This is a genomic window from Methylobacterium sp. J-059 (assembly GCF_022829485.1).
In the GTDB taxonomy this organism is placed as follows: domain Bacteria; phylum Pseudomonadota; class Alphaproteobacteria; order Rhizobiales; family Beijerinckiaceae; genus Methylobacterium.
The window spans coordinates 49981-72049 of sequence record NZ_JAKSYA010000108.1 but is presented as its reverse complement, the minus strand read 5'-3'; the positions used below and the strand labels follow the sequence as shown (position 1 = coordinate 72049).

Here is a 22069-nt window from a genome sequence, read left to right as displayed (position 1 = left end):
GGCGACCGTCGGCCGGCCGGGCTCCTGCGCCCGGTCAATTCCGCTTGTCGAGGGGCCGCCCGAGGAGGCGCGCGAACTCGGCCTCGATCTCCTCCACCGAGAACGGGTTGGCGGCGGGCTTCGGAGGCGCCGAAGCGGGTGCCGGCGGGGTCTCGACCTTCGGCGGGGGAGGCGGCGCGGGCTCGGCCCTGGGGGACACCCGCGGCTCGACCGGTGCGGCCGGCGCCGGCGGAGGAACCGGCTCGGCCGGCGGCGGAGCGGGCAGGAACGGTTCGGGCTCGGGGACCGGTGCGGGTGCGGGTGCGGGTGCGGGCTTCTCCGCGGACGGTGCGGGCGCGGGCTCGCCGGCCGGGGCATCGACCGGCGCCGCCATGGCCGCGGCCATCGGATCGATCGCGGCTGGCGCCGCCGGAGCGGGTGCCGGGCTCGGAGCGGGCGCGGGCGCCGTCCAGGCCGGCGACGGCGACGGGGTCACGGCCGAGGCCGGCCGGGCGAGCGCGGCCTCGAGCTGGCGGGCCATGTCCGAGAGGATGGCGGGATCGACCGGGCGACGCTCGGCCGGCGGCAACGGAGGGATCGGCGGGATCGCGGCCGGCGCGAAGGCGGGCTCCTCGGGCGGCGGCTCGGAGCGCGGGCGCTCGGAGGCGACGTCGGGGCGCGGGTTGATCAGCGGCGGCGCGGTCCGGCGCATCGGGCGCCGCGCCGGCGCGTCCGGCCGCGGCCCGGTGACGATCGCCTCGGACGGACGCGCGTCGGGCGTGAGCGGCTCGGGAGCGCGATCCGGGCGGGGTTCGGCCTCGTCGAGGATCGCCGCGTCGAGGGGCGGGACGGAAGCGAGCGCGCCGCCCGGGCCGGACACGGTCGGCGCGAGCACGATCGGCATGGCGAAGTCGGGCCGGAACGCCGCCTGGGCCTGCGTCTCGAGGCCCGGGAAGGGGTCGAGCCCGGCCTCGGCGAGCGGCTCGGCCATCGCCTCGGGGCGCAGGGCCGGATCGCGCTGCTGCCCGCGCTGGATGTGGCGCTCGATCACCACGTCGTTCGGGCCGCCGACGAGCAGCAGATGCTCGACGTTGTCGCGCCGCAGCAGGATCAGCTGGCGCTGCCGGTCGAGCTCGTACACGTCGACGATCCCGAGGCGCGGCTGGCGCCCGCGCTGACCGCCGCGCTTCGCGTCGGCGAGACCGCCGCCGCCGAGCCGGCGCACAACCAGCACGATCACCGTCAGCACCGCGAAGATCACGGCGAAGATGGTGACGTACTGCACGACCGGAGAGCCGTCAGACCCGAACACGGACTGCAACCATTGCACGGACGATACTCTCGTTCTTCACGGGCCCGGGAGGGCCCTACGCAAAACCGCCCCGTCAGTATCACGGCCGGCCCGCCGCCGGGCAATCATCGTTAAGTCTTCGTTAACAGCTTCGCTGCGGCCCGCGGCCGCGGAAACCTTAACCCGGCGTTAACCAAGCGGGCGGCAGATTTTGCCGGGCGGCCGGAGACCGGGCCGCGCGAATCCGGAGCCCTTTCGTGGCCGTCACCGACATGCCGCTCCTGGGAATGCTCCGGACCAAGATGCAGTGGCATCAGGCGCGCCAGAAGCTCCTGGCCGAGAACGTCGCCAACGCCGACATGCCCGGCTTCCGCCCGCGCGACCTGGCGCAGCCGAGCTTCGACCGGTCGACCGGCCTCGCCGCCTCGACCGGGAGCGCGATGACGCTGACCAGCGTCGGGCACATCGCCGCCTCGGGCGACACCGGCGTCGGCGCCGATCCGCGCCGCGTCACCGAGTTCGAGATCCGCCCGAGCGGCAACGGCGTCAACCTCGAGGACGAGATGATGAAGTCCGGCGACAACCAGTCGGACTACCAGCTCGCCGCGTCGATGTACCAGAAGAGCCTCGATGTCCTGAAGATCGCCATCGGCAAGAAGTGATCGCGAGCCGAGACATGATCGGGGAGGCTTGAGCCATGGATTTCACGAAGTCGCTCTCGATCGCCGCCGCCGGCCTGAAGGCCCAGTCCGGCCGGATGCGGATCATCGCCGAGAACATCGCCAACGCGGATTCGGCGCCGCAGACGCCGACCGGCGAGCCGTACCGGCGCAAGATCCCGACCTTCAAGAGCCATGTCGACCGCGAGACCGGCGCCAACCTCGTGGAGGCGGGACGCGTCCGCCGCGACATGACCGCGTTCCGGACCAAGTACGATCCCGGCAACCCGGCCGCCGACGCGAAGGGCGAGGTGCGGATGCCCAACGTCAACGGCCTGATCGAGAACATGGACATGCGCGAGGCCCAGCGCTCCTACGAGGCGAACCTCAACATGGTCACCACCACGCGCAGGATGATCTCCCGCACCCTCGAAATCCTGAAGTAGGCGAAGGCGGGACACGATCATGGCCAGCAGCAACTTCGCGGCCGGCGCCTACGCCGCCGTCCAGAACGTCGGCAGCTTCAAGGGGCCGCCGAAGATCCAGCCGACGCAAGGGGCGGGCAACGACTTCACCCAGCTGCTCGGCCAGGCGCTCGACGGCGTCGGCGATGCCGGCCGCAAGGCCGACGCGCAGGGCCTGGCGGTGGCCGCCGGCAAGGCCAACGTCGTCGACGTGGTCACGGCGGTGGCCGAGAGCGAGACCGCCCTGCAGACCATGGTGGCGGTGCGCGACCGGATGATCTCGGCCTACGAGGAGATCATGCGGATGCAGATCTAGCGCGTCTTCTCCCGCCCCCGGCAGGCCACCGGATTCACGCATCCGACGGTGCCGAAAGGCGCCCGACGACAACGCCCCCGTCATCCCGGGGCTGCGAAGCAGGGCCCGGGATCCGGAAGCCGCCGCGGCGGCAAGCTCGGGCACCGCCGGCGGCTCTGGATCCCGGGTTCGCCGAAGGCGCCCGGGAAAGGCGGCGGCCGAGTCTCGAGGTGCTTCGGAGATGCCTGAACCCGGTCGCCCGTCGCGGGGACTTGGAATTTCGTCAGCAATCGGACCTCGGACACATGACCGGCCTCGCCATCCTCGACGTCGCGCGCGACGGCATCTTCGTCTTCCTCAAGGTCGCCGGGCCGCTGATGCTCGTGGCGCTCGCCGTCGGGCTCGTGGTCTCGCTGGTCCAGGCGCTGACGCAGATCCAGGAGCAGACCCTGATCTACGTGCCCAAGATCGTCTCGGTCTTCGCCGCCCTCCTGCTGATGCTGCCGTTCATGGGCGACGCGCTCGCCGGCTACATGACCCGCATCGCCGCGCGCATCGCCGCCGGCCAGTGAGACGGGGCGGGCGGCCGGCTGCTATGACGCGCCATGAACCTGCTCCTGCCCGGGATCGCGGCGGCCTACCTGCTGACCTTCGCCCGCGTCGGCACGCTGATCATGCTGATGCCGGGCATCGGCGAGCAGTCGGTCTCGCCGCGCATCCGGCTGTCCTTCGCCCTGCTGGTCTCGCTGCTGCTGTTCCCGATGGTGAGGCCGCTGCTGGCGGTGGGCCCCGACGCGATCGGCGCGCCCCGGCTGATCGGCCTGCTGTTCTCGGAGACGCTGGTCGGGCTGGTGATCGGGCTGACCGTGCGGATGATCCTCGCCGCGCTCCAGACCGCGGGCCTGATCGTCTCGCAGCAGCTCGGCCTGTCCTACGCCATGACCGTCGACCCGGCGCAGGGCGGCCAGCAGCCGGCGCTCGGCAACTTCCTGTCGCTGCTCGGCATCACGCTGATCCTCGCGGCCGACCTGCACCACGTGGCGCTCGACGCGATCTCGCGGAGCTACGCGGTGCTGCCGCCGCAGGCGGTGCCGGCCTTCGGCGATGCGGCGACGCTGGCGCTGAAGGCGGTCGGCCGCGGGTTCACCCTCGGCGTCCAGATCGCCTCGCCGTTCATCGCCTTCGGCATCCTGTTCAACCTCGGCCTCGGGGTGCTGTCGCGGCTGATGCCGCAGCTGCAGGTGTTCTTCGTGGCGGTGCCGGCCTCGGTGCTGATCGGCATGCTGATCCTGTTCGGCTCGCTCGGCGTGATGATGACCGTGTTCCTGGACGACCTCGGCCGCTACCTGCTCGAGTTCGCCGGGCGGTGACCACGACGACGCACAGCCGCCGCGGCCCCGGCCCGGTCGGGAGCCGTTGACCCATGGCCGAGGGGACCGAGCAGGAAGACAAGACCGAGGAGCCGACCCAGCGGCGGCTTGATCAGGCGATCGAGCAGGGCAACGTCGCGACCAGCGCCGAGATCAACACCTTCGCGATCCTGGCCGCCTTCACCCTGGCGCTGATGATCGCCGGGCCGGGCATCGCCCGCGGCCTGCTCGCCGAGATGCGCGGCTTCCTGATGAACGCCCACGCGGTCCCCGACGACCCGCACGCCATGGCGGGGATCGCCGGCCGCACCCTGACGATCTGGTTCCAGGCGCTCGCGGTCCCGGTCGGGCTCGTCGCGGTGGCGGGGCTGGCCGCCGGCCTGCTGCAGCACCCCCTGGTCTTCACCACCGAGACGCTCGGGCCGAAGTTCGAGCGGATCTCGCCGATGGCCGGCGCCAAGCGCATCCTCGGGCTCGAGGCGCTGTTCCAGTTCGGCAAGGGGCTGGCCAAGATGGCGGTCGTCGGGGTGGTGGTCGGCACCGTGCTGTGGCGCGACCGCGACCGGCTCGAGGTGTTCGCCCGCCTCGATCCGGCGGCCTGCCTCAGCGCGATCCTCGGCATCAGCGTCAAGCTGCTCGGCGGCGTGCTCGCCATCCATCTCGTGATCACGATGGCCGACGCCCTGTACCAGCGCTACCGCTGGCGCCAGCGCCTGCGCATGTCCAAGGAGGAGATGAAGCAGGAGATGAAGGAATCGGACGGCAACCCCGAGGTGAAGGGCCGGATGAAGCAGATCCGGATGCAGCGGGTGAAGAAGCGGATGATGGCCGCCGTGCCGACCGCCACGGTGATCATCACCAACCCGACCCACTACGCGGTGGCCCTGCGCTACGAGGCCGGCATGGGCGCGCCGGTCTGCGTCGCCAAGGGCGTCGACTCCCTGGCCTTCCGCATCCGCGAGCTGGCCAAGGCGCACGACGTGCCGGTGCTGGAGAACCCGCCGCTCGCCCGCGCGCTGCACGCCACCGTGGACATCGACGAGGCGATCCCGGCCGAGCACTACAAGGCGGTCGCCGAGGTGATCGGCTTCGTGATGCGCCTGCGCCGCCGGGCCGCCTGACGGGTCCGTACGCACGGTTTGTCCACCTTCCTCCGTCAGGCTTCGCCGCGACCGACCGGAAGACAGCCCTTGCCGATCGGCGGCGTGAAGGCATAACCGGTCCTTCGTTTCTGGATTCAAGGCCCGATGGCGGATCTGAGTGGACCCACGCCCGCGGTTTCGGGCTCGATCGACCGGTCGGAACGGCCCGGGCGGGTCGGATTGCTGCTCGTCCTCGCCGGGCTGCTGGTCGGGGCGGCGATCGGCCTGTCGTTCGTGGCCAACGAGCAGGCGCAGTCGCTGATCATCTGGCTGCTGGCGCTGCTGGCCATGGCCGGCGTGTTCTTCCTGTTCGCGATGGCGATCGGCGCGATCCAGCTCAGCGGGCAGGGCGGGCGCGACGACATCACCAAGGCGATCGTCGACGCCGCCCCCGAGGCGACCGTCGTGGTCGAGGAGGGCGGCCGGCTGATCTACGCCAACGAGGCCTATCTCCACGTCGCGGGCGGCGACAGCTTCTCGACGCTGCGCCCGGTCGAGCGGATCTTCGTCGGCTCGCCGGAGGTGTCGGAGGCGATCTACCGCCTGTCCCAGGGCGCCCGCGACGGGCGCAGCCACGCCGAGGAGGTGCGGATGTCGCCGCCGCCGGCGGCGAGCGCCAGGGGGCGCGACTTCGCCTGGTACCGCATCCAGGTCCGCCCGCTGCCGCGGCCGGGACGGGCCGCCTCGCTGTGGATGGTCAGCGACATCACCGCCGAGCGCGAGCGCCAGGAGAACGTCTTCCAGGAGCTCCAGCACGCGATCGACTACCTCGACCACGCGCCCGCCGGCTTCCTCTCGATCGATCCGACCGGGGCGATCGTCTACATGAACGCGACGCTCGCCGCCTGGCTCGGCTACGACCTCGCGGTCGTCGGCCCCGGCGGCCCGCACCTCTCCGAGATCGCGCCCGCCGCCGACGCGCTGATCCAGAATGCCGGGCTCCCCGGCGAGGTCCGCACCGACCGGTTCGACCTCGACCTGCGCCGCCGCAACGGCCACCCGATGCCGGCGCGGCTGTATCACCGCGTCGCCTTCGGCAAGGACGGCAAGCCCGGCGCGTCGCGGACCTTCGTCATCAACCGCTCGGCCGGGGCCGAGAGCGACGAGCCGCAGCGCGCCGCCGAGGTGCGGCTCGCGCGCTTCCTCAACAACTCGCCGATCGCGATCGCGACGCTGGACCGCTCCGGCCGGATCGCGCGGGCGAACGCCTCGTTCGCGCGCCTGTTCGGTACCCTGCCGCGGCACGCGGTGGCCGATTCGGCCGCCGGCGCCGAGGAGCCGAACGTCGCCGAATCGGTGGTCGAGCGCGACCGCCCGGCCCTCGATGCAGCGCTCGCCAAGGCGGCGAGCGGGCTCTCCGAGATCGAGCCGATCGAGGTGATGCTGATGGGCAATGCCAACCGCTCGGCGCGGGTCTGGCTCAGCCCCGCCGGCGGGGAGGGCGCTCCGGGCCAGGAGCCGGAGGAGGCCGATCGCGAGCCGCTGATCCTCTACGCCCTCGACACCACGGCCCAGCGCCAGCTCGAGCAGCAGATCGCCCAAACCCAGAAGATGGACACCGTCGGCCAGCTCGCCGGCGGCATCGCGCACGACTTCAACAACGTCCTCCAGGCGATCATCGGCTACTCGGACCTGCTGCTCGCGAGCCACAAGCCGACCGATCCGGCCTTCCAGGACATCATGCAGATCAAGCAGAACGCCAACCGGGCGGCGGGCCTCGTGCGCCAGCTCCTGGCGTTCTCCCGCCGCCAGACGCTGCGCCCCGAGGTGATGAACGTCGGGGAGGCGCTTTCGGAGCTGACGCTGCTGCTGAAGCGCCTGCTCGGCGAGCGGGTCGGGCTCGACCTCAAGCACGGGCGCGACATCTGGCCGGTGAAGGCCGACGTGAACCAGTTCGAGCAGGTGATCGTGAACCTCGCGGTCAACGCCCGCGACGCGATGCCCGGCGGCGGCCGCCTGCTGATCCGCACCGCCAACGTGCTCGACCCGGGCGCCGCGGCGAAGCCCGACGGGCGCGGCGGCGCGCCGGCCGGCGACCACGTGCTGATCGAGGTGCTCGACACCGGCGAGGGCATCCCGGCCGACCTGATGGAGAAGATCTTCGAGCCGTTCTTCACCACCAAGGAGATCGGCAAGGGGACCGGCCTCGGCCTCTCGACGGTGTTCGGCATCGTCAAGCAGTCGGGCGGCACCATCGACGTGCAGTCGACCGTGGGTGAGGGCACGAGCTTCCGGATCTACCTGCCGCGCCACGAGCCGGCAGCGCTGCCCGAGCCGGCGCCGACGCCGGCGCTGCCGAGCCCGACGGCCGACGCGTCCGCTCCCGCCACCGCAGCGCAGGCGCCGGGCGAAAGCTTCGTCCTCGTCGGCGATCCGCCCGCGCCGCCGGCTCCGAAAACGCCCCCGCGAAAACCCTCGGCCGATCATACCGGGCAAGGGGTGATCCTGCTCGTGGAGGACGAGGATCCGGTCCGCGCCGTCAACAGCCGCGCGCTGTCGGCCCGCGGCTACACCGTGCTCGAGGCCGCCTCCGGCATCGACGCGCTGCACATCGTGCGCGAGGGCGGCCACCAGATCGACCTCGTCGTCTCGGACGTGGTGATGCCGGAGATGGACGGCCCGACCCTGCTGCGCGAGATCCGCAAGCACCTGCCGGAGCTCAAGGTGATCTTCGTCTCCGGCTATGCCGAGGACGCCTTCCGCAAGAACCTGCCGGAAGGCGAGACCTTCAACTTCCTGCCCAAGCCCTTCAGCCTGAAGCAGCTCGTCGAGACGGTGAAGGCGACGATGGCCGAGCCGTGAGGCGGCGGGCAGGCGCGGAAAAGTCTCCTCGGCGAGCCGATTCCGCCCTTGCTCGATGAGAACAAAACGGGTACATCAAATGCAGGTTCCAGCGCATTGAGATGCGCGCCCAACCCCTGCATAAGGATGCCGCACGATGGCTCAGGCCGCACTGAAAGTGGTGGAAACCCCCGGCATGGTGGACAAGGACAAGGCGAAGGCGATCGACGCCGCGCTGTCCCAGATCGAGCGGGCCTTCGGCAAGGGCTCGATCATGCGGCTCGGCAAGAACGACAAGGTGGCGGAGGTCGAGACCGTCTCCACCGGGTCGCTCGGCCTCGACATCGCGCTCGGCGTCGGCGGCCTGCCGCGCGGCCGCGTCATCGAGATCTACGGGCCGGAATCGTCGGGCAAGACCACGCTCGCGCTCCACACCATCGCCGAGGCCCAGAAGAAGGGCGGCGTCTGCGCCTTCGTCGACGCCGAGCACGCCCTCGACCCGGTCTACGCGCGCAAGCTCGGCGTCCAGCTCGACGACCTGCTGATCTCGCAGCCCGACACCGGCGAGCAGGCGCTCGAGATCACCGATACGCTGGTGCGCTCCGGCGCGATCGACGTGCTGGTGGTCGATTCGGTGGCGGCGCTGACGCCGCGCGCCGAGATCGAGGGCGAGATGGGCGACAGCCAGCCCGGCCTCCAGGCCCGCCTGATGAGCCAGGCGCTGCGCAAGCTCACCGGCTCGATCTCGCGCTCGAAGTGCATGGTGATCTTCATCAACCAGATCCGGATGAAGATCGGCGTGATGTACGGCAGCCCGGAGACGACCACGGGCGGCAACGCGCTGAAGTTCTACGCCTCGGTCCGTCTCGACATCCGCCGCATCTCGACCCTCAAGGACCGCGACGAGGCGATCGGCAACCAGGTCCGCGTCAAGGTCGTGAAGAACAAGGTCGCGCCGCCGTTCAAGCAGGTCGAGTTCGACATCATGTTCGGCGAGGGCGTGTCGAAGGTCGGCGAGCTGATCGATCTCGGCGTCAAGGCCGGCATCGTCGAGAAGTCCGGCGCCTGGTTCTCCTACAACAGCCAGCGGCTCGGCCAGGGCCGCGAGAACTCCAAGGGCTTCCTGCGCGACAACCCCGAGATCGCGGGCAAGATCGAGACGTCGATCCGGCAGAATTCGGGGCTCGTCGCCGAGAAGATCTTGGAGAACGCCAAGCCGACCGAGGACGAGCTCGACGAGGGCGAGGCGTAGTCCGCACCGCCCCTCCGAAGCGGCACACCGAAACGAAGAAGCGCGCCGGCCCGGGAGGGCGGCGCGCTTCTTCGTTATGAAGCCCCGAATGGGGAATGCCGGACGGACCGACGCCTCGGCTCAGACGTCGCGAAGGCTCACGCCGAAAAGCCGGCCGGCTCGAACAGGAAGTCGTCGATCGTCGGGATGCTCACGGAGAGCCCGGCATAGGCCGGCTTCGACAGGCGCCACGGCCGCTCGGCCCGGGCGCGGATCGCCTCCGAGGGACGCAGGCGGCGCAGCGAGCCTTCCGGCTCGACCTCCTCGACGGTGAGGAAGCCGTAGACCTGCAGCCGGGACGCGATCAGCTTGGTCTCGCGGTCGCCCGCCGCCACCGTGAGCGTCCCCGTGGCATAGACCGCATCCATCAGCGCGCGCTGCTCGGACCGGCGCCGGGCCTGCCCCTCGCGGACGCCGCCCTCGTACGGCAGAGGCCGGCCCGCGGCGGCGATCCGCCGGAAGGGGACGACGTTCTCGGCCGCACTCGAAACGCTACCCATACGCATCACCCTGACCGTCGCCACATCGCATGGTCGGGTGCGCATCGCGCCGTCCCGACGAAGCGGACAATTCGACGAATCGCTTTAATCTTCCGTGAGCGCTGTCGAAGCGGGCCGTGCCCGACCTGCCCCGATCCGGCACGGTGCGCCGCGCTGACGAGGCCGCCCACCCGACGAGCAAGTGCCGGCCTCGCGCGGGCGATGGGAGGCCGAAGTGATCAGGGAACGCGTCCGGATGGGCGCGGAGGTGATCGCCACCCGCCCGAGCGCCGGCTGGAATAGCCGCCGCCAAGGTAACGCCCCGACCGGTCTGCACAGGCCCGACGGCACGAGCCGCGGCCTCGCGGTACGCAGACCACGACATTCGCACGCTCGCCGGGCGCGTCAACCGGCACGGAGACCCGGAGGCGGATCGCTTCGGGCAACCGTCCCGCACAAAACCTTAACCTCTCGTCGGATGCGAGATAATCGGCCGGAAACCATTGACCCCTCGGGCGATGGAGGCTAGAAGCGCGCCACTTCGAACGGCCCGGGGGCTGCTGACGAGGCTGAGCATCACGCTCATCCGTTCGTCGACGACGCGCCAATCCACCGTCGAAGGCTCACATCGCCTGACGTTCTCGTCAGATCAGTAGGTACGAGCGCGCCTGCCTCAACAGGGGTGCTCCTCTGCCGACAGCGCGCCAAGGGTCCTCACCGACCCCTGGCGCATATTCGTTTTGCGGATCTCCTTCGGGAGGTTCGTGGGCGGCTCCGCAGGGAGCCACGTTACGTCGCACGGGATCGCGCTTCGTCGCGATCCGGAGGAAGAGGGCACAGGATGCCGACGATCAACCAGCTGATCGCGCAGCCGCGGAAGATCCAGCGGAGCCGCAACAAGGTGCCGGCGCTCAACGCCTGCCCGCAGAAGCGCGGCGTCTGCACCCGCGTCTACACGACGACCCCGAAGAAGCCGAACTCGGCGCTCCGCAAGGTCGCCAAGGTCCGCCTCACCAACGGCTTCGAGGTGATCGGCTACATCCCGGGTGAAGGCCACAACCTTCAGGAGCACTCGGTGGTGATGATCCGCGGCGGCCGCGTGAAGGACCTTCCGGGCGTGCGCTACCACATCCTCCGCGGCGTGCTCGACACGCAGGGCGTCAAGAACCGCAAGCAGCGCCGCTCCAAGTACGGCGCCAAGCGCCCGAAGTAAGATCTTCCCGTCCGGACGTTTTGCCCGGGCGGCCGACACGGCATTCCACTGCCTCGTAAGGATGTCGCCGGCGCTCTTCAGGAGTGGCTCAAGGCGGCCTGCGCGAGGTGCTTAGATCCTTATCCCTCGGAAGTTCCGCAATGTCCCGTCGCCATTCCGCCGAGAAGCGTGAGATCATCCCCGATCCGAAGTACGGGGATATCGTCCTCACCAAGTTCATGAATTCGATCATGTACGAGGGCAAGAAATCCGTCGCCGAGCGGATCGTGTACGGCGCCTTCGAGATCGTCGAGAACCGCGCCCGCGCCAACCCGATCGAGGTGTTCCGCGCGGCCCTCGAGAACGTCGCCCCGATGATCGAGGTGCGCTCCCGGCGCGTCGGCGGCGCGACCTACCAGGTCCCCGTCGAGGTCCGCACCGAGCGCCGGCAGGCACTGGCGATCCGGTGGCTGATCCAGGCCGCCCGCGGCCGCAACGACCGCACCATGGTCGAGCGCCTCTCGGCCGAGTTCCTCGATGCCGCGAACAATCGCGGCAACGCCGTCAAGAAGCGGGAAGACACGCACCGGATGGCGGAAGCCAACCGCGCCTTCTCGCACTACCGCTGGTAAGCGGCCCGACGCCCCTTTCGGAGAGATCCCGATGCCCCGCACCCACGCGATCGAGGACTACCGCAACTTCGGCATCATGGCCCACATTGATGCCGGCAAGACCACGACCACCGAGCGGATCCTCTACTACACCGGCAAGTCCCATAAGATCGGCGAGGTCCATGAGGGCGCCGCCACCATGGACTGGATGGAGCAGGAGCAGGAGCGCGGCATCACGATCACGTCCGCCGCGACGACGTGCTTCTGGCGCGAGAAGCGCCTGAACATCATCGACACGCCCGGCCACGTCGACTTTACCATCGAGGTGGAGCGCTCGCTCCGCGTGCTCGACGGCGCGGTGTGCGTGCTCGACGGCAACCAGGGCGTCGAGCCCCAGACCGAGACCGTCTGGCGCCAGGCCGACAAGTACGACGTCCCGCGCGTCGTGTTCGTCAACAAGATGGACAAGATCGGCGCCGACTTCTTCAAGTGCGTCGCCGACATCATCACCCGCGTCGCCGGCAAGCCGGTGTGCCTGCAGCTGCCGATCGGGGCCGAGAACACCTTCAAGGGCGTGATCGACCTGATTAAGATGAAGGCGATCGTCTGGTCGGGTGAGGCGCTCGGCGCCAACTACGACGAGGAAGAGATCCCGACCGACCTCAAGGATCAGGCGGTCGAGTACCGCACCAAGATGATCGAGGCCTGCGTCGAGCTCGACGACGAAGCCATGACCGCCTACCTCGACGGCGTCGAGCCGAGCGAGGAGACCCTTCGCAAGCTCGTCCGCCGCGCCGTGCAGCTGCGCGCCTTCCACCCGGTGCTCTGCGGCTCGGCGTTCAAGAACAAGGGCGTTCAGCCGCTGCTCGACGCGGTCGTCGATTACCTGCCGTCTCCCGCCGACCGCGGCGAGATCAAGGGCCTCGACTTCAAGACCGAGGAAGAGATCGTCCGTCACCCGACGGACACCGATCCCTTCTCCATGCTCGCCTTCAAGATCATGGACGATCCCCACGTCGGCACGATCACCTTCTGCCGCGTGTACTCGGGCAAGATCGAGTCGGGCGCCAACGTGCTCAACTCCTCGCGTGACAAGAAGGAGCGCGTCGGCCGCATGCTCCTGATGCACGCCAACAACCGCGAGGACGTCAAGGAAGCCTTCGCCGGCGACATCGTCGCGCTGGCCGGCCTCAAGGACACCCGCACCGGCGACACGCTGTCGGACCCGGTCAAGGTCGTGATCCTCGAGAAGATGGAGTTCCCGGAGCCCGTCATCGAGATCGCGGTCGAGCCGAAGTCGAAGGCCGATCAGGAGAAGCTTGGCATCGCGCTCGCCAAGCTCGCGGCGGAGGATCCGTCCTTCCGCGTCTCCACCGATCAGGAGTCGGGCCAGACCATCCTGCGCGGGATGGGCGAGCTCCACCTCGACATCAAGGTCGACATCCTGCGCCGCACCTACAAGGTCGACGCCAACATCGGCCAGCCGCAGGTGGCGTACCGCGAGAAGCTGACCCGCCGGACCGAGATCGACTACACCCACAAGAAGCAGACCGGCGGGACCGGCCAGTTCGCGCGGGTGAAGTTCGTGGTCGAGCCGAACGAGCCGGGCAAGGGCTTCGAGTTCGCCTCGAAGGTGATCGGCGGTGCGGTGCCCAAGGAGTACATCCCGGGCGTCGAGAAGGGGCTCAACTCGGTCCTCGGCGCCGGCATCCTCGCCGGCTTCCCGGTGGTCGACATCAAGGTCGAGCTGATCGACGGTGCCTATCACGACGTCGACTCCTCGGCGCTGGCCTTCGAGATCGCGTCCCGAGCGGCGCTGCGCGAAGCCCTGCAGAAGGGTGGCTCCGTGCTGCTCGAGCCGGTGATGAAGGTCGAGGTCGTCTCGCCGGAGGAGTATACCGGCTCGGTGATCGGCGATCTCAACTCCCGCCGCGGCCAGATCCAGGTCCAGGACATGCGCGGCAACGCGAACGTCGTCAACGCCATGGTGCCGCTCTCTGGCATGATCGGATATGATCGACGGCTGCACTCGCTGGCTGGCGGTCGCGCTACGGTGGCCATGAGCTTCAGTCACTATGCTCCGGCATCATCGCCTGGTTGGGATCCATCCCCTCCGGCGGCGCCAGCGATGGCGTTGCGAGCATAAGGCTCAATTCGAGCGGCGCACGGCGATTGCGCCCTCGTCATGACGATAATGGTCGGTGCTGATGCCGCCCGGCAGCCAGACCGTCGGTCGGGGCCGACGCCGAACACGGCACCGTGACGCTTCTCCACTGCGAGCACCGGAAGGGCGAGAAGGCCTCGGCCAACGCGATCACCTCGGATCTTCGCTTGGACGGGAACCGTCGCGTACCGGGACAAGCTGGACGGCGAAGCGGCGATGGCGCCTACCGTGCCGGGCCAATGACGTCGTCCGGCAGATCATACAGATGGTCCGGGAAGCGGCCGTCCCTCAGGAAGGCGCCCGTCGCCTCGAACACGTCGGGATGGTTCATCAGCAGCGTATGCGCGGCATCCACGATAATCCAGTCGTGCGGTCCGGCGATGCGCGTGCGGGCGAGACCGACCAAGCCGTCGTGCGGGCCAGCAATGACACGTCCCGTGAACGGCAACCAAGCCCGCGTGCCGGCGATGATCCCGATCGAACAGGGTGGGATCGGCAGCTTGTCGGGCACGCCTGATCTCAGGTCGGCGAGTGCCGGACCAAGCATCGCCCGCGCGAGACGATACTGGAACAGGTGATCGGCCACTTCGCTGCCTCTGTTCGGCGGCGCCAACATCACGATAGCCCGAGAGTCATTCGGATCCGTCGCGAGGCAGCGCGCCACGAGTCCGCCCATCGAGTGGGTGACGAACGCGATGGCTCGACCGGTACGCTGCCGGAAAGCCTCGACCACAGGCTCGAGGCCCGTCGCACACGCATGAACCCCGCGGCTCTGCGAGGGATAGCCCGGGATGAGCGTTTGATGGCCCAGCGCTTCGAGGCGCCGCGCCAGCCGGGCCATGCTCCTCGGCGTCCGCCCAAGCCCGTGAAGCAGCACGATGGGGGTCAGTGACGACATCGCATCGCCTCGATCACCGCTCCTCGATTGCCAACCCGAATTGAATGCGGCGCCGGACCGGCCCGTGCGCGGATGACAGGCATACCCCGCCCGGCCCTCGATTCTGCGCCCGAGAGCGTTTAACGCGGCGTCAAACGACGCGCGAACGCTCGAGGCTCCCCGATGATCTCCTCTCCCCTGATGACCGTGATGGTCGATGCCGTGCGCAAGGCCTCGCGGGGGCTGCGGCGCGACTACGGCGAGATCGAGAACCTTCAGGTCTCGCGAAAAGGCCCCGGCGACTTCGTCTCGGCGGCCGACCGCAAGGCCGAGGAGGTGCTGCGCGACGCGCTGACGAAGGCGCGGCCGGGCTACGGCATGGTTCTCGAGGAATCCGGCATCGTCGAGGGCACCGACAAGAGCCATGTCTGGCACGTCGATCCGCTCGACGGCACCTCGAACTTCCTGCACGGCATCCCGCACTTCGCGATCTCGGTCGGGCTCGAGCGCGAGGGCCAGGTGGTCGCCGGCGTGATCTACGATCCGGTCAAGGACGAGCTGTTCGTGGCCGAGCGCGGCAAGGGCGCCTACCTCAACAACCGGCGCCTGCGCGTCTCGGGCCGGGTCGACATGGCCGACGCGCTGAGCGCCTACGGCACGCCCTATCTCGGCCGCGGCAACCATCCTCGCCTGCTGCGCGAGGTCGCCGCGGTGATGGCGGTCTCCGGCGGCACCCGCCGGATGGGCTCGGCGGCCCTCGACCTTGCCTACGTCGCCTGCGGCCGCCTCGACCTGTACTGGGAGCGCGACCTGCAGACCTGGGACATCGCCGCCGGCATCATCCTGGTGCGCGAGGCCGGCGGCTTCGTCACATCGGCCGACGGCGCCTCGGAGCCCCTCGCCGCGAAGTCGGTGGCCTGCGGCAACGAGGGCCTGCACCGGGAGCTCGTCGCGATCCTGCGCAAGGTCAACGGCTGAGCGCCGAACTGGCCAGGGTGCGCGCCATCTGCTCTAAGCCGCCGATCACCACGAGGAAGGCCCGCCCGGCATGGAACGCCGCCACATCGCCCTGAAGGAATCGATCCGCTCGATCCCCGACTATCCGAAGCCCGGCATCGTGTTCCGGGACATCACCACGCTGCTCAGCGACCCGCGCGCCTTCCGCCGGGCGGTGGACGCGCTGGTGCATCCGTTCGCGGGCGGGCGGATCGATCAGGTCGCCGGCATCGAGGCGCGCGGCTTCATCCTCGGCGGGGCGGTCGCGCACCAGCTCTCGGCGGGCTTCGTGCCGGTCCGCAAGAAGGGCAAGCTGCCCCACAAGACGGTGTCGATCGCCTACACCCTCGAATACGGCATCGACGAGCTGGAGATCCACGTCGACGCGATCAAGCCGGGCGACCGGGTGCTGCTCGTGGACGACCTGATCGCCACCGGCGGGACCGCGACGGCGGCGGTGAACCTGCTCCGCCAGATCGGGGCCGAGGTGGTGGCCGCCTGCTTCGTGATCGACCTGCCCGAGATCGGCGGTGCGCAGAAGCTGCGCGACCTCGACGTGCCCGTGCGGACCCTGATGGAATTCGAGGGCCACTGACGCGCGCGGCGGCATCGGAGGCCCGCCAAAACGTTGACTCGGTAAATCCCATCCGCCATAAGCCGCGCAGTCGCGATGGCGCTCCGTTCGGGCGCCGTCCGCACGTGCATTCACAATTCAAAGACGCGTGAAGGTCGGGTGCGGCGTCAGCCGCCCGCGAGCGCGCCTCGACCTTTGGAGGCTTGAAGAGCCATGAAAAGAACCTACCAGCCGAGCCGCCTCGTCCGGAAGCGCCGTCACGGTTTCCGCGCCCGCATGGCGACCGCCGGCGGCCGCAAGGTCATCGCCCGTCGTCGCGCGCACGGCCGCAAGAAGCTCTCGGCCTGAGCGTGACCGTCGCGCCGCCCATCGCGGCGCGGAGGGTGCCCGAGGCGTGAGCGAGGCCGAGCTTCCCATGCCTATGACCGACTTGCCTGCGACCGACTTGCCGACGACGGATCTGCCGACGACGGATCGCGCGGCGATCGCGCGGCTGAGGCGGCGGCCGGACTTCCTGGCGGCGGCCGACGGGCGCCGCTTCCACACCGAGCGCCTGACGGCGCAGGGTCGCGTGCGCGAGGCGGGCGAGACCCGGGACGGCGAATCGATCGCCGGGCTCCATCTCGGCTTCACGATCACCAAGCGGGTCGGCCATGCCACCGAGCGCAACCGCATCCGCCGGCGCCTTCGCGCCGCGGTCGCCGAACTCGGGCCCGAGTTCGCCGCGGTCGCGGCCGACGTCGTGCTGATCGCCCGTCGCCCGGCGATCGACGCCGCGTTCGACATCCTCAAAGACGACCTGCGCCGGGCGATCCCCGCGGTGGCCAAGCCCCGCGGGCCGAGCGAGCGCGCCCGTCCGTCGCGCTCCGGCAAGCCGGGATCCGCGAAGGGCCGCGGCAAGGGGCCGGCGCCATCCCGGGAAGCGACGCTCCAAAGATCCGATCGCGCAACGGCACCAGCCCGTGCGCCCTCAGCAACCTCGAACGCGTGCGACGGTGGCCCCGATGGGCAATGACAAGACGAATATGTTCGTGGCCATCGCCCTGTCGCTGGTCGTGCTGCTCGGGTGGAACTACTTCGTCGCCGCGCCGCGGGTCGAGCAGCAGCGCCAGGCCAACATCCAGAACCAGGCGGCCCAGCAGAGCCCCGGCGTGACGCCGGACGGCGTGCCCTCGCCGAGCCCTAAGGAGGGCGGCCCGGCCGCCCCCGTCGCCGGCACGCTGCCCAACGCCGCCACCGGCCCGATCGGCCGCACCGAGGCGCTCGCCCGCTCGCCGCGCATCAAGATCGAGACCTCGGCGCTGGCCGGGTCGATCGCGCTCAAGGGCGGCCGCATCGACGACATCGCGCTGAAGAACTACCACGAGACCGTGGACGACAAGAGCCCGGAGATCGTGCTGCTGTCGCCGGCCGGGACGGAAGCGCCGTACTACGCCGAGTTCGGCTGGGTCGGCGCCGCCGCGGGCCCGCTTCCGACCAACGACACCGTCTGGACCGCCGACGGCCAGACGCTGGGCGTGAACATGCCGGTGACGCTGTCGTGGGACAACGGCGCGGGGCTGGTGTTCAAGCGCATCCTCGCCGTCGACGACAAGTACATGTTCACGGTCCGCGACGAGGTCGAGAACAAGGGCGCGAACGCCGTCACGCTCTATCCCTACAGCCTCGTCTCGCGCTGGGGTAAGCCGCACACCCAGGGCTACTACGTGCTGCACGAGGGCATGATCGGCGTGCTCGGCGGCGACGGGCTGCAGGAATACACCTACGACCACCTCGCCAAGGAGCCGGCCTACGGCGGGGCCGCCACCAAAGGCAAGGCCTGGGCGAACGTCACCGGCGGCTTCGTCGGCATCACCGACAAGTACTGGGCCGCAGCAGCGATCCCCGACCAGACGATGTCCTATACCGGCGCGTTCACCGAGCGCACCGACGGCGCGACCAAGATCTACCAGGCGAGCGTGCGCGGCGACGGCCGCAGCATCGAGCCGGGCGCCACCGCCTCGACCACCCAGCGCCTGTTCGCCGGCGCCAAGGAGGTCAACACGATCAACGGCTACGAGAAGAACCTCGGCATCAAGCAGTTCGACCTGATGATCGACTGGGGCTGGTTCCACTTCATCACCAAGCCGATGTTCAGGGCGCTGGACTTCTTCTTCCACCTCTTCGGCAATTTCGGCGTCGCGATCCTGATCGTGACCTTCTGCCTCAAGCTGCTGTTCCTGCCGATCGCCAACCGCTCCTACGTCTCCATGGCCAAGATGAAGGCCGTGCAGCCTGAGATGACCTCCATCCGGGAGCGGTACAAAGACGATAAGATGAAGCAGCAACAGGCGATGATGGAGCTGTACAAGAAGGAGAAGATCAACCCCGTCGCCGGCTGCTGGCCGGTGCTGGTGCAGATCCCGGTCTTCTTCGCGCTGTACAAGGTCCTGTTCATCACCATCGAGATGCGTCACGCGCCGTTCTTCGGCTGGATCCAGGACCTCGCCGCGCCCGATCCGACCAGCATCGTCAACCTGTTCGGCCTGCTGCCGTTCGCGGCGCCGGACTTCGTCCATCTCGGCATCTGGCCGATCATCATGGGCGTGACGATGTTCGTGCAGATGAAGATGAACCCCGCCCCGCCGGACCCGGTGCAGGCGCAGATCTTCACCTTCATGCCGATCGTGTTCACCTTCATGCTCGGCTCGTTCCCGGCCGGCCTGGTGATCTACTGGGCCTGGAACAACACCCTCTCGGTGACGCAGCAATACGTCATCATGCGCCGCAACGGCGTGAAGGTGGAGCTGTGGGACAACCTGCGGAACACGTTCAAGCGCGGCGGCAAGACCGCGCCTGCGAAGAGCTGACGTGACACAGCAGGAGCAGGAAGATGCGGCGCTCGCCGAGAGCGGCCGCCTGCTGTTCGCAGGCGCCGCCGACTTCGTCGCGGCGGCGCCCTCGCTCGGGACGCTGCCGGCGATGGACGGCGTCGAGATCGCCTTCGCCGGCCGCTCGAACGTCGGCAAGTCGAGCCTCGTCAACGCGCTGACCGGGCGCAACACGCTGGCCCGCACCTCGCACACGCCGGGACGGACCCAGCAGCTCAACTTCTTCCGGATCGGCGAGCGCCTGACGCTGGTCGACATGCCGGGCTACGGCTACGCCGCGGTCGGCAAGGAGAAGGTCGAGGCCTGGACCGACCTGATCCACGCCTACCTCAAGGGCCGCGCCAACCTCGCGCGGGTCTTCATGCTGATCGATTCCCGCCATGGGCTGAAGGGCATCGACACCGACGTGCTCGACGGGCTCGACAAGGCCGCCGTGAGCTACCAGATCGTGCTGACCAAGGGCGACGCCCTGAAGAAGTCCGAGATCGACGCGCGCATCGCCGGCATCCAGGCCGCGCTCGCCCGGCGTCCGGCGGCCTATCCGCAGATCCTGCTGACCTCGAGCCGCGACGACCGCGGCGTGCCCGAGCTCCGCGCCGCCGTGGCCCGGCTGATGGCCGAGCGCGGCGCCTGATGCTTGCCGTCAAGGATCGGGCCCTCGTCGCCCTGGCCTGCCTCGCCGGCGGGCTCGGCGTCGCGGCCAGCGCCGCGGCCGCCCACATCCCGGGGGCGGACAGCCTCAAGACCGCGGCGCAGTTCCTGCTGTTCCATGCCCCCGCGATCCTGGCCCTCGCCGGTCTCGGCGCCGCCGGCCTGACCCATGCGATCGCCACCCGGATCGCCGCCTGGGCGCTCGTGCTGGGCCTCGCGCTGTTCTCCGGCGACCTCGCGCTTCGCGCGCTTGCCGGGCAGCCGCTGTTCCCGATGGCCGCGCCGTCGGGCGGCATCCTGCTGATGGCGGGCTGGACCCTGGGGGCGATCGCGGCGTTCATCCCGGCCAGGCGTTGAGCCCCTGCCGGGACAGGCGCGGCTTCGACGACCGCTCTCCACGCCCACGGTCACCGCGAGGCCCGATGTCGGGATCCGAGAAACAGAAGATGCTCGCGGGCGAGCTCTACCGCGCGGGCGATCCCGAGCTTCGTCGGGATGCCGCCGCCAACATGGCGTGGCTCGCGCACTACAACACCACGCTGGCGCTGCCGTCGGCCGAGCGGCACGCGCTGCTGGCCGCCCATCTCGGCGGCGTCGGCCCGAAGGCGGTGATCCGGCCGCCATTCCATTGCGACTACGGCTACAACATCACGCTCGGCCCGGAGGCGTTCCTCAACTTCGGCTGCGTGATCCTCGACGTGGTCGCGGTGACGATCGGTGCGTGCACGCAGATCGGGCCGGGCGTCCAGATCCTCACCGCGGACCACCCGCGCGATCCCGAGGCGCGCCGGTCCGGCCTCGAGTTCGGTCGCCCGATCGCGATCGGCGCCAACGTCTGGATCGGCGGGGCCGCCCTGATCCTGCCGGGCGTGACGGTGGGCGACGACGCGATCATCGGTGCCGGCGCCGTCGTGACGCGGGACGTGCCGGCCGGCGCGACGGTGGTCGGCAACCCGGCGCGGGTCGTGACTCTCCGATGATCAGGGGTTTGGGACGACTCGGCCGATCGCTTCGCATGGCGCAGGTCGGAGCCGGTCAGTCCGCCCGGACCTGCAAAAACCTCAGCGCCGGCCCCTGCGCATCCGAGAACACGCCCGCGGTCAACGCTCCGCCATAGACGGCGCCCGTGTCGAGGTTGGTCCGGAACGGGCGAACCTCCGGGTTGCCGCCGGTCTGCGGCGTGTGGCCGTGGACGACGTGGCGGCCGAAATCGTGATCCTCGGCGAGGAACGGCTCGCGGATCCAGAGGCGGTCCTGCACCTCGGCGGTCTCCGGGTCGGACCCCGGCCTGAAGCCGGCATGGACGAACCAGCGGCGGGCATCCGCGTGGACGGTCTGCAGCCCTTCGATCCAGTCGAGCACGTCGCCGGGGATCGCGGCCGCCTCGTCCACGCCGAACGAGGCCAGCGTCTCCGCGCCGCCGTTGCGCAGCCACAGCGCGTCGGCCCCCGGGGTCGTCAGTGCGGAGAGCAGCATCGCCTCGTGGTTGCCCATCAGGCAGGCGACGCGCCCGGAATCGCTCCAGTGCAGGCGGCTGACCGTCTGCAGCACCCGCGCGCTGTCCGGGCCACGGTCGATGTAGTCGCCCAGGAAGACGAGGCGATAGGGCTCGCCCGCCGCATGGGCCTCGATGCGGGCGAGCAGGGCGTCGAGCAGGTCGGCGCAGCCGTGGATGTCGCCGATGGCGTAGGTCAGCATGTCAGCCGGATCGTTCCGTCGGTGGAAGGCCAGAAGCGCCGCGGACGGCGCGCGCGTCGCCGACGGCCAGAATGCACGGTTTGCCGCCCCGCACCACTCCGCCTGCCGGCGTCGCATTTCTCTCTACGCTGAGATTGCGGATGCCACGAAGCTCCCGATGTCATGGGCTTTCCAATAACCATGATGTCGTGCGATGTGATTGCGGTTTCGATTCGGATACTCAAGATGAAACGCGTAATTGCATTTCTTCTGGCGACTTTTTACTTTGGCGTGTCTTCACATATCGCTTACGCACAATTCCTGGCTGACCAGGAGCGCGTCGTCGCGTCCGGCCAGAGCCAGAAGATCGCTTGGCGCATTTACCTCGATCCGGCCTGCCACTCGATGGGCGCCGGGTCGCTCGGCCTCATCGATCCGCCGCGGCTCGGCAGCGTCACGGTCCGTCAGGGCCGGGAATATCCGAGCTTCGGCTTCTACAATCCGCGATCGCTGTGCAACACGCGGAAGGTGCCGGCGACGCAGCTGATCTACAGCACCGCCCCGGGAACGGTCGGTGAGGACAGCTTCACGGTCGAGTACATCGGGCCGCTCGGCAATCCGTTGCGGCAGCGATACCACGTCGTCGTGCGCTGAGCGCAGCGTTTCACGAGAACTGCGGCGCACCGGTTCGAAACCGGTGCGCCGC

Annotated in this window: 24 protein-coding genes; 20 read left to right on the top strand and 4 right to left on the bottom strand. The window is 69.6% G+C overall.

Annotation, left to right across the window (positions count from 1 at the left end; all coding sequences use genetic code 11):
* Positions 1-34: 34 nt before the first annotated feature.
* Positions 35-1309, bottom strand: a complete 1275-nt coding sequence (locus MKK55_RS13515; protein WP_313898968.1) for a flagellar biosynthetic protein FliO — start codon at positions 1307-1309, stop codon at positions 35-37.
* 218 nt (positions 1310-1527) lie between these two features.
* Here MKK55_RS13515 and flgB point away from each other — a divergent pair, with 218 nt between their 5' ends.
* The 8 genes from flgB (at position 1528) to recA (ending at position 9233) form a co-directional block, all read left to right on the top strand.
* A complete protein-coding gene (gene flgB / locus MKK55_RS13510) occupies positions 1528-1932 on the top strand; it encodes a flagellar basal body rod protein FlgB (protein WP_147728154.1) in 405 nt (134 codons plus the stop codon).
* Between the two features lie 35 nt (positions 1933-1967).
* Positions 1968-2375: a flagellar basal body rod protein FlgC gene (gene flgC, locus MKK55_RS13505; RefSeq protein WP_147728153.1), complete on the top strand. Its 408-nt coding sequence runs from the start codon at positions 1968-1970 to the stop codon at positions 2373-2375.
* A 19-nt stretch (positions 2376-2394) separates the two neighbouring features.
* Positions 2395-2709 carry a flagellar hook-basal body complex protein FliE gene (fliE, locus tag MKK55_RS13500; RefSeq protein ID WP_147728152.1) on the top strand — a complete coding sequence of 105 codons (315 nt, stop codon included), beginning with the start codon at positions 2395-2397 and terminating at the stop codon, positions 2707-2709.
* 284 nt (positions 2710-2993) lie between these two features.
* Entirely contained in the window at positions 2994-3260 is a 267-nt protein-coding gene (gene fliQ, locus MKK55_RS13495; protein ID WP_147728151.1) for a flagellar biosynthesis protein FliQ, read from the top strand.
* A gap of 33 nt (positions 3261-3293) precedes the next feature.
* Positions 3294-4058: a flagellar biosynthetic protein FliR gene (gene fliR / locus MKK55_RS13490; RefSeq protein WP_147728150.1), complete on the top strand. Its 765-nt coding sequence runs from the start codon at positions 3294-3296 to the stop codon at positions 4056-4058.
* Between the two features lie 53 nt (positions 4059-4111).
* The gene (flhB, locus tag MKK55_RS13485; RefSeq protein ID WP_147728149.1) at positions 4112-5179 is read left to right on the top strand and encodes a flagellar biosynthesis protein FlhB; all 1068 of its coding nucleotides are present in this window, start codon (positions 4112-4114) and stop codon (positions 5177-5179) included.
* A 126-nt stretch (positions 5180-5305) separates the two neighbouring features.
* Positions 5306-8002: a cell cycle histidine kinase CckA gene (gene cckA / locus MKK55_RS13480; protein WP_243935227.1), complete on the top strand. Its 2697-nt coding sequence runs from the start codon at positions 5306-5308 to the stop codon at positions 8000-8002.
* Between the two features lie 136 nt (positions 8003-8138).
* The gene (gene recA / locus MKK55_RS13475) at positions 8139-9233 is read left to right on the top strand and encodes a recombinase RecA (protein WP_147728204.1); all 1095 of its coding nucleotides are present in this window, start codon (positions 8139-8141) and stop codon (positions 9231-9233) included.
* Positions 9234-9370: 137 nt separating this feature from the next.
* Here the strand turns inward: recA and MKK55_RS13470 are convergent, their stop codons facing one another.
* Positions 9371-9772 (bottom strand): hypothetical protein, encoded by a 402-nt coding sequence (locus tag MKK55_RS13470; RefSeq protein ID WP_147843170.1) that lies wholly within the window; start codon positions 9770-9772, stop codon positions 9371-9373.
* A gap of 820 nt (positions 9773-10592) precedes the next feature.
* Between MKK55_RS13470 and rpsL the strand changes: the two genes are divergently transcribed.
* From rpsL to fusA, 3 genes are all read left to right on the top strand, one after another.
* Entirely contained in the window at positions 10593-10964 is a 372-nt protein-coding gene (rpsL, locus tag MKK55_RS13465) for a 30S ribosomal protein S12 (protein WP_066927123.1), read from the top strand.
* Positions 10965-11104: 140 nt separating this feature from the next.
* Positions 11105-11575: a 30S ribosomal protein S7 gene (rpsG, locus tag MKK55_RS13460; RefSeq protein ID WP_147728202.1), complete on the top strand. Its 471-nt coding sequence runs from the start codon at positions 11105-11107 to the stop codon at positions 11573-11575.
* Between the two features lie 31 nt (positions 11576-11606).
* Positions 11607-13700 carry an elongation factor G gene (fusA, locus tag MKK55_RS13455; RefSeq protein WP_243935226.1) on the top strand — a complete coding sequence of 698 codons (2094 nt, stop codon included), beginning with the start codon at positions 11607-11609 and terminating at the stop codon, positions 13698-13700.
* Between the two features lie 241 nt (positions 13701-13941).
* Here fusA and MKK55_RS13450 read toward each other — a convergent pair whose 3' ends face one another.
* Positions 13942-14616 carry an alpha/beta fold hydrolase gene (locus MKK55_RS13450; RefSeq protein WP_243935225.1) on the bottom strand — a complete coding sequence of 225 codons (675 nt, stop codon included), beginning with the start codon at positions 14614-14616 and terminating at the stop codon, positions 13942-13944.
* A 162-nt stretch (positions 14617-14778) separates the two neighbouring features.
* On the opposite strand from MKK55_RS13450, the gene MKK55_RS13445 reads away from it, so the two are divergent.
* From MKK55_RS13445 to MKK55_RS13410, 8 genes are all read left to right on the top strand, one after another.
* Entirely contained in the window at positions 14779-15573 is a 795-nt protein-coding gene (locus tag MKK55_RS13445) for an inositol monophosphatase family protein (RefSeq protein WP_147725872.1), read from the top strand.
* A 70-nt stretch (positions 15574-15643) separates the two neighbouring features.
* A complete protein-coding gene (locus MKK55_RS13440) occupies positions 15644-16186 on the top strand; it encodes an adenine phosphoribosyltransferase (protein ID WP_243935224.1) in 543 nt (180 codons plus the stop codon).
* 192 nt (positions 16187-16378) lie between these two features.
* A complete protein-coding gene (gene rpmH / locus MKK55_RS13435; protein WP_082643292.1) occupies positions 16379-16513 on the top strand; it encodes a 50S ribosomal protein L34 in 135 nt (44 codons plus the stop codon).
* 73 nt (positions 16514-16586) lie between these two features.
* Positions 16587-17180 carry a ribonuclease P protein component gene (gene rnpA, locus MKK55_RS13430; RefSeq protein WP_243935223.1) on the top strand — a complete coding sequence of 198 codons (594 nt, stop codon included), beginning with the start codon at positions 16587-16589 and terminating at the stop codon, positions 17178-17180.
* Complete coding sequence (gene yidC / locus MKK55_RS13425; protein WP_243935222.1) at positions 17170-19014, top strand: membrane protein insertase YidC; 1845 nt, start codon at positions 17170-17172, stop codon at positions 19012-19014. The genes rnpA and yidC overlap by 11 nt, the downstream gene beginning before the upstream one ends.
* A 1-nt stretch (position 19015) precedes the next feature.
* Entirely contained in the window at positions 19016-19669 is a 654-nt protein-coding gene (gene yihA / locus MKK55_RS13420) for a ribosome biogenesis GTP-binding protein YihA/YsxC (protein ID WP_147750177.1), read from the top strand.
* Positions 19669-20043, top strand: a complete 375-nt coding sequence (locus MKK55_RS13415; RefSeq protein ID WP_243935221.1) for a DUF423 domain-containing protein — start codon at positions 19669-19671, stop codon at positions 20041-20043. Before yihA ends, MKK55_RS13415 begins: the two co-directional genes overlap by 1 nt.
* A gap of 65 nt (positions 20044-20108) precedes the next feature.
* On the top strand, positions 20109-20666 hold the full coding sequence (locus MKK55_RS13410; RefSeq protein WP_147842536.1) for a sugar O-acetyltransferase: 558 nt from the start codon (positions 20109-20111) through the stop codon (positions 20664-20666).
* A gap of 55 nt (positions 20667-20721) precedes the next feature.
* Here the strand turns inward: MKK55_RS13410 and MKK55_RS13405 are convergent, their stop codons facing one another.
* Positions 20722-21384 (bottom strand): metallophosphoesterase family protein, encoded by a 663-nt coding sequence (locus tag MKK55_RS13405; protein ID WP_147842537.1) that lies wholly within the window; start codon positions 21382-21384, stop codon positions 20722-20724.
* 225 nt (positions 21385-21609) lie between these two features.
* Here MKK55_RS13405 and MKK55_RS13400 point away from each other — a divergent pair, with 225 nt between their 5' ends.
* On the top strand, positions 21610-22017 hold the full coding sequence (locus tag MKK55_RS13400) for a hypothetical protein (protein ID WP_243935220.1): 408 nt from the start codon (positions 21610-21612) through the stop codon (positions 22015-22017).
* The last annotated feature ends 52 nt before the right edge of the window (positions 22018-22069 follow it).

Coding starts and splice junctions, on each gene's coding strand:
- flgC (WP_147728153.1), top strand. CDS start 1,968: ATGGATTTCACGAAGTCGCTCTCGATCGCCGCCGCCGGCCTGAAGGCC.
- fliE (WP_147728152.1), top strand. CDS start 2,395: ATGGCCAGCAGCAACTTCGCGGCCGGCGCCTACGCCGCCGTCCAGAAC.
- fliQ (WP_147728151.1), top strand. CDS start 2,994: ATGACCGGCCTCGCCATCCTCGACGTCGCGCGCGACGGCATCTTCGTC.
- fliR (WP_147728150.1), top strand. CDS start 3,294: ATGAACCTGCTCCTGCCCGGGATCGCGGCGGCCTACCTGCTGACCTTC.
- flhB (WP_147728149.1), top strand. CDS start 4,112: ATGGCCGAGGGGACCGAGCAGGAAGACAAGACCGAGGAGCCGACCCAG.
- cckA (WP_243935227.1), top strand. CDS start 5,306: ATGGCGGATCTGAGTGGACCCACGCCCGCGGTTTCGGGCTCGATCGAC.
- recA (WP_147728204.1), top strand. CDS start 8,139: ATGGCTCAGGCCGCACTGAAAGTGGTGGAAACCCCCGGCATGGTGGAC.
- MKK55_RS13470 (WP_147843170.1), bottom strand. CDS start 9,772: ATGGGTAGCGTTTCGAGTGCGGCCGAGAACGTCGTCCCCTTCCGGCGG.
- rpsL (WP_066927123.1), top strand. CDS start 10,593: ATGCCGACGATCAACCAGCTGATCGCGCAGCCGCGGAAGATCCAGCGG.
- rpsG (WP_147728202.1), top strand. CDS start 11,105: ATGTCCCGTCGCCATTCCGCCGAGAAGCGTGAGATCATCCCCGATCCG.
- fusA (WP_243935226.1), top strand. CDS start 11,607: ATGCCCCGCACCCACGCGATCGAGGACTACCGCAACTTCGGCATCATG.
- MKK55_RS13450 (WP_243935225.1), bottom strand. CDS start 14,616: ATGTCGTCACTGACCCCCATCGTGCTGCTTCACGGGCTTGGGCGGACG.
- MKK55_RS13445 (WP_147725872.1), top strand. CDS start 14,779: ATGATCTCCTCTCCCCTGATGACCGTGATGGTCGATGCCGTGCGCAAG.
- MKK55_RS13440 (WP_243935224.1), top strand. CDS start 15,644: ATGGAACGCCGCCACATCGCCCTGAAGGAATCGATCCGCTCGATCCCC.
- rpmH (WP_082643292.1), top strand. CDS start 16,379: ATGAAAAGAACCTACCAGCCGAGCCGCCTCGTCCGGAAGCGCCGTCAC.
- rnpA (WP_243935223.1), top strand. CDS start 16,587: ATGACCGACTTGCCTGCGACCGACTTGCCGACGACGGATCTGCCGACG.
- yidC (WP_243935222.1), top strand. CDS start 17,170: ATGGGCAATGACAAGACGAATATGTTCGTGGCCATCGCCCTGTCGCTG.
- MKK55_RS13415 (WP_243935221.1), top strand. CDS start 19,669: ATGCTTGCCGTCAAGGATCGGGCCCTCGTCGCCCTGGCCTGCCTCGCC.
- MKK55_RS13410 (WP_147842536.1), top strand. CDS start 20,109: ATGTCGGGATCCGAGAAACAGAAGATGCTCGCGGGCGAGCTCTACCGC.
- MKK55_RS13405 (WP_147842537.1), bottom strand. CDS start 21,384: ATGCTGACCTACGCCATCGGCGACATCCACGGCTGCGCCGACCTGCTC.
- MKK55_RS13400 (WP_243935220.1), top strand. CDS start 21,610: ATGAAACGCGTAATTGCATTTCTTCTGGCGACTTTTTACTTTGGCGTG.